The organism is Saccharothrix longispora, assembly GCF_031455225.1.
In the GTDB taxonomy this organism is placed as follows: domain Bacteria; phylum Actinomycetota; class Actinomycetes; order Mycobacteriales; family Pseudonocardiaceae; genus Actinosynnema; species Actinosynnema longispora.
Genome location: NZ_JAVDSG010000001.1, coordinates 4,087,645 through 4,104,322 on the forward strand (window position 1 = coordinate 4,087,645; position 16,678 = coordinate 4,104,322).

Here is a 16,678-nt window from a genome sequence, read left to right on the forward strand (position 1 = left end):
CGGGACGTGGAACGGACGCGGGTGGGGCTCGTCGGCGTCGGCACGATCGCGCGCACGCACCTGGCGGTGCTGGCCGAGCGGTCCGATGTGGACCTGCTGTTCACCGTGGACCCGGTGGCGACCGCCCCCGGTCCCCGCCCCCACTACCCGGACCTGCCGACCGCGCTGGCGTCGCACCGGCCCGACCTGGTCGTGATCGCCACCCCCGCGGACTCGCACGCCGACCTGGCCGCGCTGGTGCTGGCCGACACCGACGCCCGCGTGCTGGTGGAGAAGCCGCTGGTGCTCGACCCGGCGTCGCTGGACCGGTTGCGCGGCCCGGACTCGTCCCGGCTGTTCACCGCGCACCACTTCGCGTTCTCCCCCGAGGTGCGGTGGGCGGCGTCGCTGTCGTTCGGCCCGGTCACCGCGGTCACGTCGGCGTTCTGCGACCCGTACGTGCTCAAGGGCGAGCAGGCGTTCACCTCCTACGTCTCGCCGTGGGCGGACTCGGGCATCAACCAGCTGACCGTGCTGGCGCGGCTGGTCGAACCGGTCGCCGTGACGTCGCTGGCGCAGGAGGGGCTGCACGCGTGGGCCACGGTCGCCTACCGCTCCGGGGACACGTCGGGCGAGGCGAGGCTGCGCGTCGACTGGCGCACCGGCGCGAGCAGCAAGTCCACCGCCCTGTCGTGCGGCGAGGTGGAGATCCGGCTCGACCACACCGCGATGACCGGCTTCGCGTTCCGCGGCGGCGACCTGCTGGCGTCGTTCGGCACGGACGGGCGCACGCCGCGCAAGATCGCCCACTACCGGCCGCTGTACGACAGCCTGCTGTCCGCCACCCCTGACCCGGTGCTCGGCTTCGACGTCGCCGCCGCCCTGACCGGCCTGCACGCCTCGGCGCGGACGCCGTCGTGACGCCGCGGCGCATCGTCGTGCTCGGCATGAGCGGCGCGGGCAAGAGCACGCTGTCGCGCGCCCTGGCCGCGCTCGTGGGCGGACCGCACGTGGAGCCGGTGTGGCACCGCGCCGACCTGCTGGTGTGGCTGGACCAACCGCTGCGCGTCGTCGTGCCGCGCCTGCTGCGCCGCAGCCTCGGCCGGATCGTGCGCCGCACCGAGCTGTGGAACGGCAACCGCGAGGGCCTGAACGCCCTGGTGGGCCGCGATTCGGTGATCGCCTGGGCGATCAGGCAGCACCGGAGCCACCGGACCGCGCACCCGGCCCGGCCGGCCGGGCTGCCGCACCTGCGGCTGCGCTCGACCGCCGAGGCGGACCGCCGGCCGACCACGTTCGGCGAGGCGGTCCGGCGCGGCCCCGGGCCGACTCCCCCGTGACGGCGCCGACCCGGCTGGTACCGCCGGAACGCCTGGCAGACGGACCCCTCGCCGAGCGGTTCACGGGCGATCAGCGAGACTTGACCCCATGAACGACGAACCCGACGACCGGCTCAGCTTCACCGACCTCGGGTTGCGCCCCGAACTGCTCCGCGCCCTGTCGGGCCTGGGTTACGAGGAGCCGACCCCGATCCAGCGCGAGGCGATCCCTCCGCTCTCCGAGGGCCGTGACCTGCTCGGCCAGGCCGCGACCGGCACCGGCAAGACGGCGGCCTTCGCGCTGCCCGTGCTGGAGCGGATGGCCGCCGCAGGCGAGCGCACCGACCGCGCGCCGTTCGCGCTGGTGCTGGTGCCGACGCGCGAGCTGGCCGTGCAGGTGTCGGAGGCGGTGCACCGGTACGGGCGCGACCTGGGGGCGCGCGTGCTGCCGATCTACGGCGGTCAGCCGATCGGGCGGCAGCTGCGGGTGCTGGAGCAGGGCGTGGACGTCGTGGTCGCCACGCCGGGCCGCGCCGTGGACCACCTCCAGCGCGGCACGCTGAAGTTGGAGAACCTGAAGGTCGTCGTGCTCGACGAGGCCGACGAGATGCTCGACATGGGCTTCGCCGAGGACCTGGACTCGATCCTGTCCGAGGCGCCGGCCGAGCGGCAGACCGTGCTGTTCTCCGCCACGATGCCCTCGCGCATCGATCGCCTGGCGCGCCAGCACCTCAAGGACCCGGTGCGCATCACGATCAGCCGCGAGCAGCCGGAGCCGGGCGAGGCGCCGAAGGTCCGGCAGAGCGCCTACGTCGTGCCGCGCGCGCACAAGCCCGCCGCCCTGGGCCGCATCCTCGACGTGGAGTCCCCGACCGCGGCGATCGTGTTCTGCCGCACCCGCGACGAGGTCGACCAGCTCACCGAAACCCTCAACGGCCGCGGCTACCGGGCCGAGTCGTTGCACGGCGGCATCAGCCAGGAGCAGCGCGACCGGGTGATGGCGCGGCTGCGCAACGGCACGGCGGACCTGCTGGTGGCCACCGACGTCGCCGCCCGCGGCCTGGACGTGGAACAGCTCACGCACGTCGTGAACTACAACGTGCCCTCCGCGCCCGAGTCCTACGTGCACCGCATCGGCCGGGTCGGCCGGGCGGGCCGCGAGGGCGTGGCGATCACGCTGGCCGAGCCGCGCGAGCACGGCATGCTCAAGACCATCGAGCGCGTCACCAAGCAGCGCATCCAGGTCGAGAAGGTGCCGACGGTCGCGGACCTGCGCACGCGCCGGCTGGAGCTGACCCGCGCCGCGCTGCACGAGAGCCTGCTGGAGGACGACCTGGAGGGCTTCCGGGTCGTGGTCGAGACGCTGGCCGACGAGTTCGACGTGATGGAGGTGGCGCTCGCGGCGGTGAAGCTGGCGCACGAGGCCAGCGGCGCGGCGGCCGACGAGGAGGAGATCCCGGAGTACGTGCCGCGCAGCGGCGGCGACCGGCGCGGTCGCGACGGCGCGCCGGCCGGCGAGCGGCGCGACCGCAGGCCCCCGCGCCGGCCGACGGCGGGCATGACGCGCCTGTTCGTGGGCGCGGGGCGCAGCTCGGGCATCCGGCCGCAGGACCTGGTGGGCGCGATCGCGGGCGAGGCGAAGCTCAACGGCCGCGAGATCGGCGCGATCGAGATCGCCGACCGGTTCTCCCTGGTGGAGGTGCCGGAGACGTCGGCGCAGCAGGTCATCGCGTCACTGCGGGGCGCCACCATCAAGGGCCGCAAGGTCACCGTGCGCCGGGAGCGCGACGACCCCAGGTGATCGCCGCGGACCTGGCGGCGCTCGCCGACCTGGTCGCCGCTCGGCGGCGGTCACCGCGCACCGCGGCGCCCCGGGGAGGACGTGCGGGCGGTCCCCGGACCGCTGCCCGCGTCCTACCGGTGGTGGCCGGGCGCGGTGGGCGGCGGTCGGGTGGCCGGGCTCGACGTGGCCTCGGCCGCGCCGCCCGCCCACCGCGACGCCCACGAGGCGGTGGCGGCGCGACGGCGACCGGCTGTGCGTCGCCGACGGCCCGGACGGCGAGCGGCACCGGCTGCTGCTCGACCGGTTCCGGCCCGAACCCCTGCCCCGAGCCCCCCCGGCTCGCCGCCACTCGAAGCCGTTGCCGCGCAACGGGGTCACGGTGCACGTCGCGGCGGGCGGGCGCCGGTCCCGGTGACGGCGTGGTCGATCGGCCGGTCGAGGTCGACACCGCGCCACGGCGCGCGCAGCGGCTCGACCGGCTCGCCCCACCACCGCACGCCGCGCCAACCGGGGTCGCCGGTGGCGCAGAAGTCGACCCAGGCCCGCAGCATGCGCCGGGACAGTGCGCGCTCGTCGTCGCCCGGCGGTCCACCGATGAGGAAGTCGGCGCCGTCGAGGTTGCCGAAGCAGAACGGCACGTCGGCCGTGTGCCCGCCGGGTGACCGGGTGAACCGCGCCAGGTGCGCGCGGCCGTGCGCCTCGGCGAGGCGGGTGGTGGGTTCGGCGAACACGAAGTCGCCCGCCAGTCGCACGGCCGCCTCGTCGGGGTGGCGCTCCCGGTAGGCCGCGACGACGTGCGCGGGGACGCCCCAGTCACGGCCGAGGGTGTCGACGTCCGGTGGGCGGAACGCGCCGACCGCCTCGAACAGCCGGTACTCGGCGGAGGTGTGGCAGAACAGGGCGTCCACGCGCGGGTCGAGCGGGGGCAGGCGGTCGGCGACCGGCCCGAACAGGACGGGGTCGTGGCCGAGCGCGCCGGTCTGCACGCGGGCCAGCGCGTCGGCGGAGGTCACGGCGCTCTCCGGGGTCGCGGGGTCGATCCACTCGGCGACGCGCCGCGCGAAGTCCTCGGTGCACACGCGGTTGGGCACGCTGTGCGCGATGACGCGCCGCACGGGTTCGGCGGCGGCGAGGAACAGCGCGGAGGCCGCGCCCGCGGACTGGCCGGCGACGGTGATGGCGTCCGGGTCCCCGCCGAACACGGCGATGGTGTCGCGGACCCGGCGCAGCGCGGCCCGCTGGTCGAGCAGGCCGCGGTTGGCCGGTGCGCCGGGCACGTGGCCGAAGCCCTCGAACCCGAACCGGTAGTTGCAGGTCACCACGACCAGGCCCGCGCGGGCCAGCGCCGCGCCGTCGTAGTCGGGTTGGGCGGACGACCCGAACGCGTAAGCCCCGCCGTGCAGGTAGAACAGCACCGGGGCGCCCTCGGCGTCCCGCCGCGCCCACACGTTGAGGCTGAGCACGGCCTCGTCGCCGGGTCGCCACACCGGCGCGCCCGGCAGTTCGGCCGACTGCGGCGCGACCGGCCCGTACCGCAGGCAGTCGCCGCGGTGCTCGACCGGCACGGGCGCACCGAACCGCCGCGCTCCGAAGGGCGGTTCCGCGTACTGGATGCCGAGGAACGCGTCCACTTCCGCATCGATCTCGACACCTCGGAACCGCCCACGCCGCGTCATCGGCGACTAGCCTGCCACGATGGGCGATCCGCTGAACGCCGGGGACGACGCGGCCGAGGCGCTGGGCATGGTGGCGCGCGCCGCCCGCCCCTACCTCGACGCGCTCCCCCACCTGCCGGTGCGCGACGCGGCGCACGTCCACCTGATCGAGGAACTCGACGGCCCGCTGCCGGAGTCCGGCGACGGCACCATGACCGCGGTGGCCGACCTGCTGCGCATCGGCACCCGGGCGGCCACGCACTCGTCCGGCCCCCGGTACTTCCACTTCGTCGTGGGCGGCTCCACCCCGGCCGCCCAGGCGGCGGACTGGGTGACGTCCCTCCTGGACCAGGCGGCCGGCCTGTGGCCGAACTCGCCGTTCGCCGCCCGGGCCGAGTCGGTCGTGCTGCGCTGGCTCAAGGAGCTGCTCGGCCTGCCGCCCACCCACGGCGGGGTGCTCACGCCCAGCGCGACGTTCGCCAACCTCACCGGCCTGGCGTGCGCCCGGTTCTGGTGGGCGCGACGGCACGGCGTGGACGTCACCGCCGAAGGGCTGGTCGGCCTGCCGAGGATGCCGGTGTTCTCCAGCGGCTACGTGCACGCGAGCAGCCGCAAGGCGTTGCAGGTGCTGGGCCTGGGCCGGGACACCGTGCGCACGTTCGCCCGCGACGACGCCGGCCGCCTGGACGTGGACGCCCTGGACCGCGAGCTGGCCTCGTCGGGACCGGCGGTGCTGATCGGCAACGCGGGCGAGGTCAACGGCGGCGACTTCGACCCGATCGACGAGATGGCGGACCTGGCCGAGCGGCACGGCGCGTGGCTGCACGTGGACGGCGCGTTCGGCCTGTTCGCCGCCGTGTCGCCGCTCACGGCGCCCCTGGTGCGCGGCGTGGAGCGTGCCGATTCGGTGGCGGCGGACGGCCACAAGTGGCTCAACGTCCCCTACGAGAGCGGGTTCGCGTTCGTGCGCGACGCGTCGCTGCTCGGGCAAGCCTTCGGCACCTGGAACGCCCCCTACCTGCCCGAGCCGGACGAGGAGCGCGTCAACTACAACAACCTCGGCCCGGAGTCGTCCCGGCGGGCCCGCGCCCTGCCCATCTGGGCCACGCTGCGCGCCTACGGCCGCGAGGGCCACCGGGCGATGGTCGAACGGCACCGCTCGCTGGCCCTGCGCCTGGGCCGCCGCATCGCCGAGTCCCCGGACCTGGAGCTCCTGGCCCCGGTCACCCTGTTCGTCGTCTGCTTCCGCTACCGCCCGCCCGGCGTCGCCCCGGACACCCTCGACGACCTCAACCGCCGCCTGGGCGAGGCGATCGTCGAGGACGCGCGCGTCTACGCGGGCACCACCGTCTACCGGGGCGTGGTGGCGTTGCGCCCGGCGATCGTGAACTGGCGGACCACCGAGGAGGACGTGGACCTGCTGGCCTCGGTGGTCCGCGAACTGGGCGCCCGCCTCCACACCCCCTGACCGAGCCCCTCGGCACCCGGGGGTTGGACTCTCGGGATTAGGGTCGGGGGGTGCGGAATGCGATCACCGACGTGCCCGGGGTGCTGGTGGGGCACGTCACGCTGGTCGGGAGCGGGGCGCTGACCGGGACCACGGTGGTGGCCTTCCCGCGCGGCGCGCTGGTGTCGGTGGACGTGCGCGGCGGCGCGCCGGCCACGCGGGACACCGCCGCGCTCGACCCCCGGCACGGTGGGCGCCGGGTGCGCGGGGTCGTGCTGACCGGCGGCAGCGCCTACGGGTTGGCCGCGGCCGACGGGGCGGCGGACGTGCTCGGCGGGTTCGTGCCCGCCGCCGCGCTGTTCGACCTGGGCCGGGGCGGGGACTTCACCGCACGGCCGGGCGCCGCCGAAGGGGCCGAGGCCGCCCGGACCGCCGGCCCGGACGTGCCGCAGGGCAACGTCGGCGCGGGCACCGGGGCGCTCAACGCGGCGCTCAAGGGCGGCCTGGGCACCGCGTCGGTGTCCCTGGGCGGCGGGATCGTGGTGGGCGCGGTGGCGGTGTTGAACGCGGTCGGCCCGTCGGTGGACCCGACCACCGGTCTGCCGTTCGCGCACGCGCTCGGCCTGCCCGGCGAGTTCCCCGCCCCCGGCGGCGACGACCCGGCCGCCGTCACCCGGGTCGAGGAGCGCGCGGCGCCGTTCAACACGGTGATCGGGGTGGTGGCCACCAACGCCCCGCTCCCGCACCCCTACGCGCTGGCCTCGGCGGCGCAGGACGGCCTGGCGCTGGCGGTGCGGCCCTCGCACGGCCTGACCGACGGCGACACCGTGTTCGCCGCCCGCACCGGCGACGGCAGCACCCGCGACGGCGGCACCGGGGAGGTCGCCCCGCGCCGGGTGCTCGACGCCGCACGCGAGGTGTTCGCCCGCGCCCTCGTGCACGGCCTGCTCAACGCCGAATCCGTGACCACCGCGTGGGGCGCGCTGCCCGCCTACCGGGAGCTGTACCCGCGCACCGCCGCCGGCTACCGGGGCGGGCACCGGGAGGGCTGACACCAGTGCACGCCACGCAGTACGAGATCACCCTGCCCGCCGACTACGACATGGGCGTCATCCGCCACCGCGTCGCCACGCGCGGTTCGGCGCTGGACGACTTCCCCGGCCTGGGGCTGAAGGCGCACCGCGTGCGCGAGCGCGGCGTGGACGGCTCACCGGTCAACCACTACGCGCCGTTCTACCTGTGGCGCACCACCGAGGGAATGGACAGCTTCCCGTGGGGTCCGGGCTTCGCGGGCATCCGCGCCGACTTCGCCCGCCCCGCGGTGCGCGACTGGGTGGGCCCGGCGTTCCACCGGGGCCCGGCCGGCGACGTCGCGCACCTCACCCGCCGCACCGTCGCCGTGCCCCAGGACGCCACCCCGGACGACCTGGTGGACGAGGCGCCGGCGGAGTCCGCGGCGCTCGCCGCCCACCCCGGCGTGCACGCGAGCGCGGTCGCGGTCGACCCGGACCGGTGGGAGCCGCTGCACGTCGTGCTGCGGAGCGGCGAACCCGACGCGGGGGGCACGCGCTACCGCGTGCACCACCTGTCCAGGCCCGAGGTGGACGGGCTCAACGCGGGCCGCCACTGGTAGGCCGGGGCACGCGGACGCGCTCGCCGAACGGCACCGACACGTAGGCGACCAGGTCGAGCACCCCGCCGCTGCTGCGGTCCAGCTCCCGCGCCAGGCGCAGCACGTCGTGCTCCACCCGGCCCATCAGCCACGCCAGCAGCACGACGACGACGTCGGCGAGCAGGCCGACCTGGAACGGCATGTCCTCGCGCCGGCCCGCGGTGACGGCGCTGGCGAAGTCGGTCATGCCGCGCTCGGTCAGCTCGAACGGCCCGGTCTCGATCGCCCGCTTCATCGAGTCGACGACCAGCGGCACGAGGGAGGCCCACACCTCGCGGGGCGCGACCTCGCAGACCAGGCCGCCGCACAGCGCGGTCGTCCACAGCGCCTCCGGGTCGCCCGCCCGCACCGCGCCCACGGCCAGGTGGGGCAGCAGCTCGGCACCGCGCTCCCACGCGCCGGTGGCCACGAGCTTCTCCACGGCGTGCCGGTAGTGCTCCAGGGCCTTGGCGTGCTCGCCGCGCGCGGTGAGCAGTCCGCCGAGGTCGTCGTGGAAGGACGCCACCTCGGCCGCCGCGCCGAGCTGCTCGGCCCGCGCCAGGCCCACGGCGACGTAGTGCTGCGCGGTCTCCAGCTCGCCCCGGTCGCGGTGGCAGCCGCCGAGCAGCCGCAGCGCCGCCAGCTCCTGCCGGCCGTCCTGCTCGGCGCGGAACAGCTCCAGCGCCCGCACGCCCGCCTCGACGGCGGCGTCCGCGGCCCCGGCCGCGCGGTGCCGCGCGCACTCGTCGAGCGCGAACGCGGCCTGCCGCGCCCGGTCGCCCAGCTCCGCGGCGAGGTCGTGCCCCTCCACGGCGTAGCGCATGCCGGTGTCGGGGTCGTGGCCGCCGATGCCGGCCAGCACGGTGACCGACTCCAGCAGGCCGGCGCGGTCGCCGTGCACGCGGTGCTCGTCGTGCGCGGTCACCGCGGCCTCCTTCGCCTCGTCGGTTCTGCCTTCGAGCATCAGCAGCCTCGCCATCCGCAGCAGGACGTCCGCTCGGTCGCGGCACGCGTCGCCCAACGCCACACAGTGTTCGAAATCCTCGACCGCCGCCGCGTATTCCCCGCGCGCCTCGGCGCGGGACCCGGTCACCCGGTACCGGGTGGCCCAGCGGGCCTCGACCTCGTCCTCGGGCAGGTCGAGGGTGGACAGCACGGCGTCGACGCGCTCCAGCAGCGCCTCGGCCCGCGCGGCGTCCTCCTCCAGCGCCAGCTCGGCGAGCAGCACGTCGGCGTGGGACGGGGTGCCGGTGGCGCCGCCCGCCTCGGCGACCTCGCGCAGCGCGCGGATCTCGCGGCACAGCAGGCGCGCGAGGTCCGCGGAGGTCTGCTCGTGCGCGAGGGCGGCGAGCAGCTCGCAGCCGGTGAGGGCGGCCTCGGCGTCGGTGGTGGACCGGTCGCGCCACACGTCGAGCCGCCCGTTGACGGTGCCCGCGTACAGGTAGGACCGCTCGATGCCGCCGGGCGTGCCGGTGTTGACGATGGCGTGGGCGGCGGGCGACTCCTCGGCGGTCAGCCGCCGCACCGCGGTGCGGGCGAACCCGGCGGCCAGCCCGGCCGGGATGGTCCACAGGGTGCCGATGTAGCCGCGCGCGCCGGCGCGGGTGAACTCGCGGGCCAGGTCGGTCCAGGGGCGGCACGAGTTGTTGAACACGATCGGCCGGTGCCGCAGGGTCAGCGGGACGTTCCGCTCGGGCAGCTCCCGCCCGCCGAGCACGACCACGTCGTCGGCGTCGTGGCTGTTGAAGAACAGCAGCTCCACGGGCAGCCGGTCGACCAGGACGCGCAGCAGGTCGAGCGGCACGTCCTCGCCGGGTCGCACGATCGGGTGGGTGTGGTGGCTGGTCGACGCGGTGGTCCCGGGCAGTTCGGCGAACGCGCCGGGGTCGAGCACGACGCCGAACGCCGCGGGTTCGCGCGCCACGCCCGCCCGGTGCAGCTCGGTGAGCACGACCAGCGCCGGGTCCGCGACGACGTGCCCGACGGGTTTGCGCGCCCAGTTCACGTCGGCGGTGCGCACGAACGGGTAGGGCAGGCCGGTGGTGAACGCGGTCAGCCGCCGCTCCCCCACCGCCTCGACGGCCTCCCGGGGCACCTGCGCGGTGACCGCGGCCTCGACCGCCGCGTACGGGTCGTGCCCGCCGGTGGACAGGTAGCGCCACAGGGCCTCGACGAACCCGATGCCCTTCACGGCGTCGCCGATGGCGCCCGCGGCGGCGGTGACCCGCTCCTGCTCCTCGGCGACGACGCGGCGCACGGCGTCCAGGTCGGGCGCCGGCACGACGACCAGCCGCGCGCCCCGGTGCCGCGCGTACAGGGCGGCGACGAGGTCGGCGGCCGTGCCGGTGCGCTCGACCAGGACGGCCTCGTCGGTGTCGGCCAGGGCGGTGTCGGCCAGGACGGTGACGACGGGGTCGTGCCCGTCGAACGGCACGGGTGGCGCGTCGGCGTCCTCCGGTCCGCCGGTGACCCGCAGCGCGGCGCCGGTGCGCAGCGCCGCGGCCAGGGCGGTGATCGGGTCCGCGTCGGGCGCGACGTCGAGCGTGCGCTCCGGCTCGCCGCCGCGCAGCAGCTCCCACGCCTTCGCGGTGAGCCCGACGGGGCCGTCGCACGGCAGGTGCACGCGCTCGGGCACGCCGGGCAGCAGCGCGGGGTCCGGGTCGTCGAGGAACACCGCGCGCCGCACGCCCATCGCCGCGAGCAGCTCGGCGACCAGCGCGTCGTGGCGGTGCGCCGACTCGCCGCCCGCCGGGGTGAGCAGGGGCGTGAACCGGTCGGCGGGCAGGCAGGACAGCACCACGGCGGCCTCGCGCACCTGGTCCGCCCGGCACACCACGACGGTGTCGCCGACGTCGAACACGGGCTCGCTGGTCACGGTGAGGTCCAGTCGGGACGACCCGGCGGGCAGCTCGACGACCACGCCGCCGTCCCGCGCGGAGCACGGCGCGGACCCGGACACCCGCAGCGACACGGCGCCGGGCAGCGCGAACCCGACCCCGTCGGGGTGCTCGACGGCGGGCGCGTCGACGGCGAGCCGCCAGCGCGCGGGCGCGGGCAGGTCGAACACCTGCCGCAGCACCGCGCGCACGTGCCCGTCGCGGGTCTCCTCGACCGCCAGGTCGCGCGCGCCCGCCTCGACGGCGAGGTGCTCGGCGACGTGCACCGGCGGTTTGCCGTGCACGTCGAGCAGGACGGCGCGCAGCGCGCCCGCCTCGAAGCGGAACCGGATTCCGTGCGGGGCACCGAGGTCCACTGGCTCACGCCCCTTGCGACGACCGACGACCGGAGTTGGTGGTGACGGCAGGAAACTACGCCACCGGAGCGCCGCGTCGTAGCGGATCAGGCGCGTACGCGCTGTTGTTACACACCCGGGACGGGGCGTTGGACCCGCACGGCGGGCGGCCGGTGCGGCGGGCGGTGCTCCCCGGCGGCCCGGACCTGGTCGCGGCCGAGGCGCTTGGCGTCGTACAGGGCGGAGTCGGCGGCGGCCAGCAGCCCTTCCAGGGTGTCCTCGGCCACCTCGGGCCACACCGCGACGCCGATGCTGACGGTGAGGCCGCCGACGGTGCCGCCCGCGCCGTCGTCCACCCGCACCCGGTGGACCTCGGCGCGCATCCGCTCGGCGACGGCCCGCGCCTCGTCGGGGCGCACGTCGGGCAGCAGCACGGCGAACTCCTCGCCGCCGAAGCGGCCCACGGAGTCGCCCCTGCGCACGGCGCGCTCCAGGGCCTCGGCCATCCGGCGCAGCACGACGTCACCGGTCTGGTGGCCGTGGGTGTCGTTGATGTCCTTGAAGTGGTCCACGTCGATCATGCACACCCCGACGGCGGCGCCCGGCGGCCGGCGGTGGGTGCGCTGGAGCTCCAGGCGGGCCTGGAGGTGCCACGCCTCGGCGTTGAGCAGGCCGGTCTTGGTGTCGGTGCGGGCGGCCAGTTCCAGCTGGTGGATCAGCACGGTGCGGTGCAGGGCGACGGCGGCGACGACCATGGGCAGCGCGAACAGCGGCGACCACGCCACGGCGAGCGCGACGAACCCGCCCAGCGCCAGCTGACCGGCTTCCAGCAGGTTGTCGCCGGCGCTGCCGATGGAGTCCTTCACCGAGCGGGGCCGCACGGTCAGCAGGATCACGGCGGCCACCAGGGCGGTGTTGACGAGCCACTGGGCGGTGCCCGCGCCGACGAGGCCGACGAGGTCGAGCACGGTGCCGGGCTCGCCCGCACGCAGCCGGTCGCGCAGCCCGGTGACACCGGCGACGGTGCTCGCGGCCAGCGTGGCCAGCACCATCATCGCGGTGGTGAACACGCACCGGTGCGGCGGGCGGGAGGTGTCCCAGCGGCCGACGACCCACCAGCGGTGCAGGTAGATCAGCGCGGTGTGGGCCACCGCGAGCACGGGCGGCAGCACCAGCGCGCCGGCCACGATCCAGATGCTGCACAGGTCGACGTGCGGCAGGTGGCTGTGATCGCGGCGGACGCGCTCGATCCAGCGCGAGCAGTGCAGGTGCAGCGCCGCGCAGCCCGCCAGGACGGCGAAGGCGGTCCACGAGCCGTCGGGCACCGGCCACGCGGTGGTGGCGACCACGGCGACCGCGGCCAGCAGTTCCACCAACAGCACGTACACCAGGGCGCGCCGGGGCAGGGACCATAGCTTCCAGCGTCGTTCGCCCGACGACGCGGGACGAGTTCTGCCCATGGTTCCTCACGACCGTCTACCCCGGACTGCCGACGTGTCCGGACGGACCGTCACAGTAACGGTGACCTGCGCGGATGTCAGCCGCTACCGGGGTGACCCGGGGCACGGGAGGTGATCGCGGTGCGCGACAAGATCTGGTGAGGCAGGGGTTTCCGCAGTCAGGACGGGACGGCGCGGGCGCCGTCGCGCGCGACGGGACCGAGGGGAGGTGCGCCGCCATGCGCGACAAGATCTGGTGATGTCAGGCAGCAGTCGCAACGATCCGGGACCCTCCCGGAGACGGGGCGCGGGCCGCGGCGCGATCCCCCAGCGCTCCGCGGCCGCTGCGGCTCCGACGCCGCTGAGCGGGAACCCGCGGTCGTGCCGCGGGGGAGGGACCGGTGCGGTCAGCCGGCCGCCGAGGCGGACACGCGCGACCACGCGACGGTCAGGGCCAGCGCCAGGACCGCGCCCGCCAGGCCCGCCAGGGCGACGGCGGTGCCGGCCGAGCCGGTCGCGGTGGCCAGCAGGCCGCCCGCGGCCACGCCGAGGCCCTGCGTGGCGACCAGGCCGCTGCGGGCGAAGCCCAGCGCCTGGCCGCGCTGCCCGTCGGGCACCAGGCGGACGAACGTGGCCCCCGCCGTGACCTGGTAGGCGCTGAACACCCCGCTCGCCGCCAGCAGCAGCAGCGCGCCCACGAGCCCGGGCGCGAAGAAGTACCCCACCAGCGGCACGGCGGTGGACACCGCCAGCAGGCCCAGCAGCCGCACCCGCAGCGACGCGGGCAGGAACCGCAGCAGCACGGTGCCCAGCACCATCCCGGCGGGATCGGCGGCCAGCAGCAGGCCCACGCCCGCCGCGCCCGCGCCGACCTCGTCGGAGAACGGCACGGCCAGCCCTTCGGGCACCACCGTGAACAGGGCCAGCCAGCCGATCGCCACCAGCAGCCGCAGCCGCCGGTCGCGCCACACCAGCAGCGCGCCCGCCCGGATCTGGAGGTGCGGCGCGGGCACGGACCCCGGCGCGGGCCGGGCCACCAGGCCGAGGCGCAGCACCAGCGCCGACAGGGCGAACGTGACGGCGTCGGCGAGCAGCGCGCCCGACGTGCCCAGCCACGCCACGACCAGGCCGCCGCCGACGAACCCGAGCAGCAGCCCCACCTGGTGCGTGATCAGGTGCACCGACTGCCCGGCCTCGTAGTGCTCCCCCAGCACGGTCGGCAGCAGCGCGCCCTGCGCGGCGGCGAACGGCGGCTCGGCCAGTTGCGCCACCACCAGCAGCGCGGCCACCAACGGCAGCGGCACGCCCGGCACCGCCATCAGGGCCAGCAGCGCGGCGCGCACCACGTCGGCCACGACCATCACGGTGCGCCGCGGGAACCGGTCGGCCAGCCCGGTGAGCAGCACGCCCGACACGAACGCGGGCAGCATGGTCGACGCGTAGGTCAACGCCGTCCAGGCGGCCGACCCGGTGCGCTGGAACACCAGCACCGACAGCGCGACCCGGGCGAGCTGGTCGCCGATCGTGGACAGCACGGCCGCCGCCCACAGCACCCGGAACTCCGGCACCGCGAACGCCGCGCGCACCCCCGTGCCCCCGATCACCGCTGAACCCCCACGAGTCCGACGAGCCTTCCGGCGAGGTCCGGTCCCCCGGTCGTGCGGCGGGCGACCGGCACGCCACCGTACAAGCCCGGCGGGTCACGGCGGACCGGGTACCGGGTCAGCTCCCCGTCAGGACCCCGCGGGCGAAGGCGACGAGTTCGGGGGACGCGGTGTCGGGCGACCCGGAGTCGTAGGGCGGGCGCGGGTCGTACTCGATGACCAGCTGGGTCAACTCGGCCCGCTCGTCGCCCCAGATCCGCCCGGCGAGGGTGAGGGCCATGTCGATGCCGGCGGACACCCCGGCGGCGGTGACGACGGACCCGTCGACCACGACCCGCTCGGTGCTGACGACCGCGCCGAGCTTCGCCAGCTCGTCGCGCAGCGCCCAGTGCGTGGTCGCGGGCCGGCCGTCCAGGATGCCCGCCTGCGCGAGCAGCGTCGACCCGCTGCACACCGACGCCGTCCACGTCGCCGTCGGGTGCACCCCCGCCAGCCACGCGGCGACCACGCCGTCCGCCAGCACCCGCGCCCAGCCGCTCCCGCCGGGCACCACGACCAGGTCGGCCCGGTCCAGCGCGTCGAACGTCGTCGTCGGCACGATCGTCAGGCCCGAGTCGCAGCGCACCGGGTCGGGCGTCGCGGCCACGAAGTGCGCGGTCACGTCCGGCTGCGCGGCCAGCACCTCGTACGGGCCGACCAGGTCCAGCGCGGTCATGTCCGGGTAGAGCACGAGAGCCAGGTCCATCACGTTCCCCCTCTGTTCAGGCCGCACCGGTGGTGCGGAACCTGTGGCGGTAGCCGCCCGGCGTCACGCCGAGCACCCGCTGGAAGGCCCGGCGCATCGTCTCCGCCGAGCCGAAACCGCACCTGCGGGCGACGACGTCCAGCCCCTCGTCGCCCGACTCCAGCACCCCCGCCGCCGCCTCGACCCGCACCCGTTCCACGTACCGGGCGGGCGGGACGCCGACGCGGCGCGGGAACACCCGCGCGAAGTGCCGCGGGCTCATCGCCGCCCGCCGCGCCATCCCCTCGACGGTCCAGCTCGCGGCCGGGTCGTCGGCGATGGCGTCGAGCAGGTCGCGCAGCCCCCGCTCCCGCACCGGCGGCACCCGGGAGCGGACGCTGAACTGCGACTGGCCGCCCGGCCGCTGGAGGAACACCACCATCCAGCGCGCCACCAGCCGGGCGAGCCGCGCGCCGTGGTCCTGCTCGACGAGCGCCAGCGCCAGGTCGATGCCCGCGGTGACCCCGGCGGACGTGACCACCCTGCCGTCGCGCACGTGGATGGCGTCCGGCACCACCTCCACCGACGGGTTCTCGGCGGCCAGCCGGTCGCAGAACGCCCAGTGCGTGGTGACCCTCGCGCCGTCCAGCAGACCGGCCCCGGCCAGCACGAACGCGCCCGTGCACACGCTGCCGACCCGCCGCGCGCCGTCCGCGACCCGCCGCAGGTGGCGCCGCAGCTCCGGGTCGGCCGCCGCCGCCTCGAACGCCGTGCCACCGGCCACCAGCACCGTGTCCACGCCGGCCGCGACGTCCCGCAGGTCCTCCGCTTCCATCCGCAGGCCGCCCGAGACGGCGAACCCGCCGCCCACCGCGGCCAACCGCACCCGGTAGCCGCCGCACACCTTCCCCGCGCCGTCGAACACGTCCACCGGACCGGCGATGTCGGTCAACACCGCGCCGTCGTAGCCGACGACCAGCACCTCGCGTTGCACACCACCACCCTCACCGACCCGCACCGGCGGCGGCAACGACCGGCGACCCTCGATTCCCGCCACGCTACGGTCGCCCCCGTGCTGAGGATGGAGATCGACGGCGGACCCGCCACCGCGGAGCAGCTCGCGCCCGCGCTGCTGGGCAACTACGGCCACTTCACCGCCCTGCAGGTCCGCGACCGCCGCACCAAGGGCCTGGACCTGCACCTGCGCCGCCTCGACGCGGCCAACCGCGAGCTGTACGGGGAGGGCCTGGACGGCGAGCGGGTGCGCGGCCTCGTCTCCCACGCCCTCGGCGACGACGTGCGCGACGCCGCCGTGCGGGTCGTGGTGTTCGGCACCGACGCGCCGCGGGTCCTGGTGGCGGTGCGACCGCCGACCACGCCGCCGACCGGCCCCCGGCGGCTGCTGCCCGTGGACTACACCCGGCCGCTGCCGCACGTGAAGCACGTCGGCGGCTTCGGCCAGCGCCACCACGGCAACGTCGCCGAGCGCGCCGGGTTCGACGACGCCCTGCTCACCACGCCCGACGGCGTCGTCGTCGAAGCCGCCATCGCCAACATCGCGTTCCTCGACGACGGCGGCGGCATCGTGTGGCCGCGGGCCGACTGGCTGCACGGCATCACCATGCAGCTGCTCGAACGCGCCCTGCCCTCGCGCCGCGAGGTCGTGCGGCTGACCGACGTGCCCCGCTACCGGGGCGCGTTCCTCGCCAACTCCATCGGCGTCGTCGCCGTGTCGCGCGTCGGCGACACCGGACTGGCCGTGGACGACGAGGCGGTGGCCCGCGTCCGGGCCGCCTACGACGCCGTGCCCGCCGACCCGTTCGACTAGCCGGCGCCCCTGCCCGA

The 16,678-nt window shown here is 76.2% G+C and carries 13 protein-coding genes; 7 read left to right on the forward strand and 6 right to left on the reverse strand.

Annotated features, from left to right (window positions below; translation table 11 throughout):
• The first annotated feature begins 6 nt into the window (after window positions 1-6).
• From J2S66_RS16240 to J2S66_RS16250, 3 genes are all read left to right on the forward strand, one after another.
• Complete coding sequence (locus J2S66_RS16240) at window positions 7-900, forward strand: Gfo/Idh/MocA family protein (protein ID WP_310307921.1); 894 nt, start codon at window positions 7-9, stop codon at window positions 898-900.
• Entirely contained in the window at window positions 897-1,319 is a 423-nt protein-coding gene (locus tag J2S66_RS16245) for a DEAD/DEAH box helicase family protein (protein ID WP_310307922.1), read from the forward strand. Before J2S66_RS16240 ends, J2S66_RS16245 begins: the two co-directional genes overlap by 4 nt.
• An 88-nt stretch (window positions 1,320-1,407) precedes the next feature.
• Entirely contained in the window at window positions 1,408-3,099 is a 1,692-nt protein-coding gene (locus J2S66_RS16250; RefSeq protein WP_310307923.1) for a DEAD/DEAH box helicase, read from the forward strand.
• Between the two features lie 356 nt (window positions 3,100-3,455).
• Here J2S66_RS16250 and J2S66_RS16255 read toward each other — a convergent pair whose 3' ends face one another.
• Window positions 3,456-4,757, reverse strand: coding sequence for a carboxylesterase family protein (locus J2S66_RS16255; protein ID WP_310307924.1), 1,302 nt, complete (start codon window positions 4,755-4,757; stop codon window positions 3,456-3,458).
• Window positions 4,758-4,776: 19 nt separating this feature from the next.
• Between J2S66_RS16255 and J2S66_RS16260 the strand changes: the two genes are divergently transcribed.
• Genes J2S66_RS16260 through J2S66_RS16270 form a run of 3 tightly spaced genes read left to right on the forward strand, consistent with a single transcriptional unit; the run spans window position 4,777 to window position 7,816 of the window.
• A complete protein-coding gene (locus J2S66_RS16260) occupies window positions 4,777-6,204 on the forward strand; it encodes a pyridoxal phosphate-dependent decarboxylase family protein (protein ID WP_310307925.1) in 1,428 nt (475 codons plus the stop codon).
• Window positions 6,205-6,254: 50 nt separating this feature from the next.
• Window positions 6,255-7,235 carry a P1 family peptidase gene (locus tag J2S66_RS16265; protein WP_310307926.1) on the forward strand — a complete coding sequence of 327 codons (981 nt, stop codon included), beginning with the start codon at window positions 6,255-6,257 and terminating at the stop codon, window positions 7,233-7,235.
• 5 nt (window positions 7,236-7,240) lie between these two features.
• Complete coding sequence (locus J2S66_RS16270) at window positions 7,241-7,816, forward strand: DUF4865 family protein (protein WP_310307927.1); 576 nt, start codon at window positions 7,241-7,243, stop codon at window positions 7,814-7,816.
• Here the strand turns inward: J2S66_RS16270 and J2S66_RS16275 are convergent.
• From J2S66_RS16275 to J2S66_RS16295, 5 genes are all read right to left on the reverse strand, one after another.
• A complete protein-coding gene (locus J2S66_RS16275) occupies window positions 7,794-11,087 on the reverse strand; it encodes a tetratricopeptide repeat protein (RefSeq protein WP_310307928.1) in 3,294 nt (1,097 codons plus the stop codon). The genes J2S66_RS16270 and J2S66_RS16275 overlap by 23 nt on opposite strands.
• Window positions 11,088-11,194: 107 nt before the next feature.
• Complete coding sequence (locus J2S66_RS16280; protein WP_310307929.1) at window positions 11,195-12,526, reverse strand: GGDEF domain-containing protein; 1,332 nt, start codon at window positions 12,524-12,526, stop codon at window positions 11,195-11,197.
• A gap of 386 nt (window positions 12,527-12,912) precedes the next feature.
• Window positions 12,913-14,106: an MFS transporter gene (locus J2S66_RS16285; protein WP_310314826.1), complete on the reverse strand. Its 1,194-nt coding sequence runs from the start codon at window positions 14,104-14,106 to the stop codon at window positions 12,913-12,915.
• Window positions 14,107-14,227: 121 nt separating this feature from the next.
• Window positions 14,228-14,854 carry a DJ-1/PfpI family protein gene (locus tag J2S66_RS16290; protein ID WP_310307930.1) on the reverse strand — a complete coding sequence of 209 codons (627 nt, stop codon included), beginning with the start codon at window positions 14,852-14,854 and terminating at the stop codon, window positions 14,228-14,230.
• A 16-nt stretch (window positions 14,855-14,870) separates the two neighbouring features.
• The gene (locus J2S66_RS16295) at window positions 14,871-15,827 is read right to left on the reverse strand and encodes a GlxA family transcriptional regulator (RefSeq protein WP_310307931.1); all 957 of its coding nucleotides are present in this window, start codon (window positions 15,825-15,827) and stop codon (window positions 14,871-14,873) included.
• Between the two features lie 87 nt (window positions 15,828-15,914).
• Here J2S66_RS16295 and J2S66_RS16300 point away from each other — a divergent pair, with 87 nt between their 5' ends.
• Window positions 15,915-16,661 carry an aminotransferase class IV gene (locus tag J2S66_RS16300; protein ID WP_310314828.1) on the forward strand — a complete coding sequence of 249 codons (747 nt, stop codon included), beginning with the start codon at window positions 15,915-15,917 and terminating at the stop codon, window positions 16,659-16,661.
• Window positions 16,662-16,678 lie beyond the last annotated feature (17 nt).

Coding starts and splice junctions, on each gene's coding strand:
- J2S66_RS16250 (WP_310307923.1), top strand. CDS start 1,408: ATGAACGACGAACCCGACGACCGGCTCAGCTTCACCGACCTCGGGTTG.
- J2S66_RS16255 (WP_310307924.1), bottom strand. CDS start 4,757: ATGACGCGGCGTGGGCGGTTCCGAGGTGTCGAGATCGATGCGGAAGTG.
- J2S66_RS16260 (WP_310307925.1), top strand. CDS start 4,777: ATGGGCGATCCGCTGAACGCCGGGGACGACGCGGCCGAGGCGCTGGGC.
- J2S66_RS16280 (WP_310307929.1), bottom strand. CDS start 12,526: ATGGGCAGAACTCGTCCCGCGTCGTCGGGCGAACGACGCTGGAAGCTA.
- J2S66_RS16290 (WP_310307930.1), bottom strand. CDS start 14,854: ATGGACCTGGCTCTCGTGCTCTACCCGGACATGACCGCGCTGGACCTG.
- J2S66_RS16300 (WP_310314828.1), top strand. CDS start 15,915: ATGGAGATCGACGGCGGACCCGCCACCGCGGAGCAGCTCGCGCCCGCG.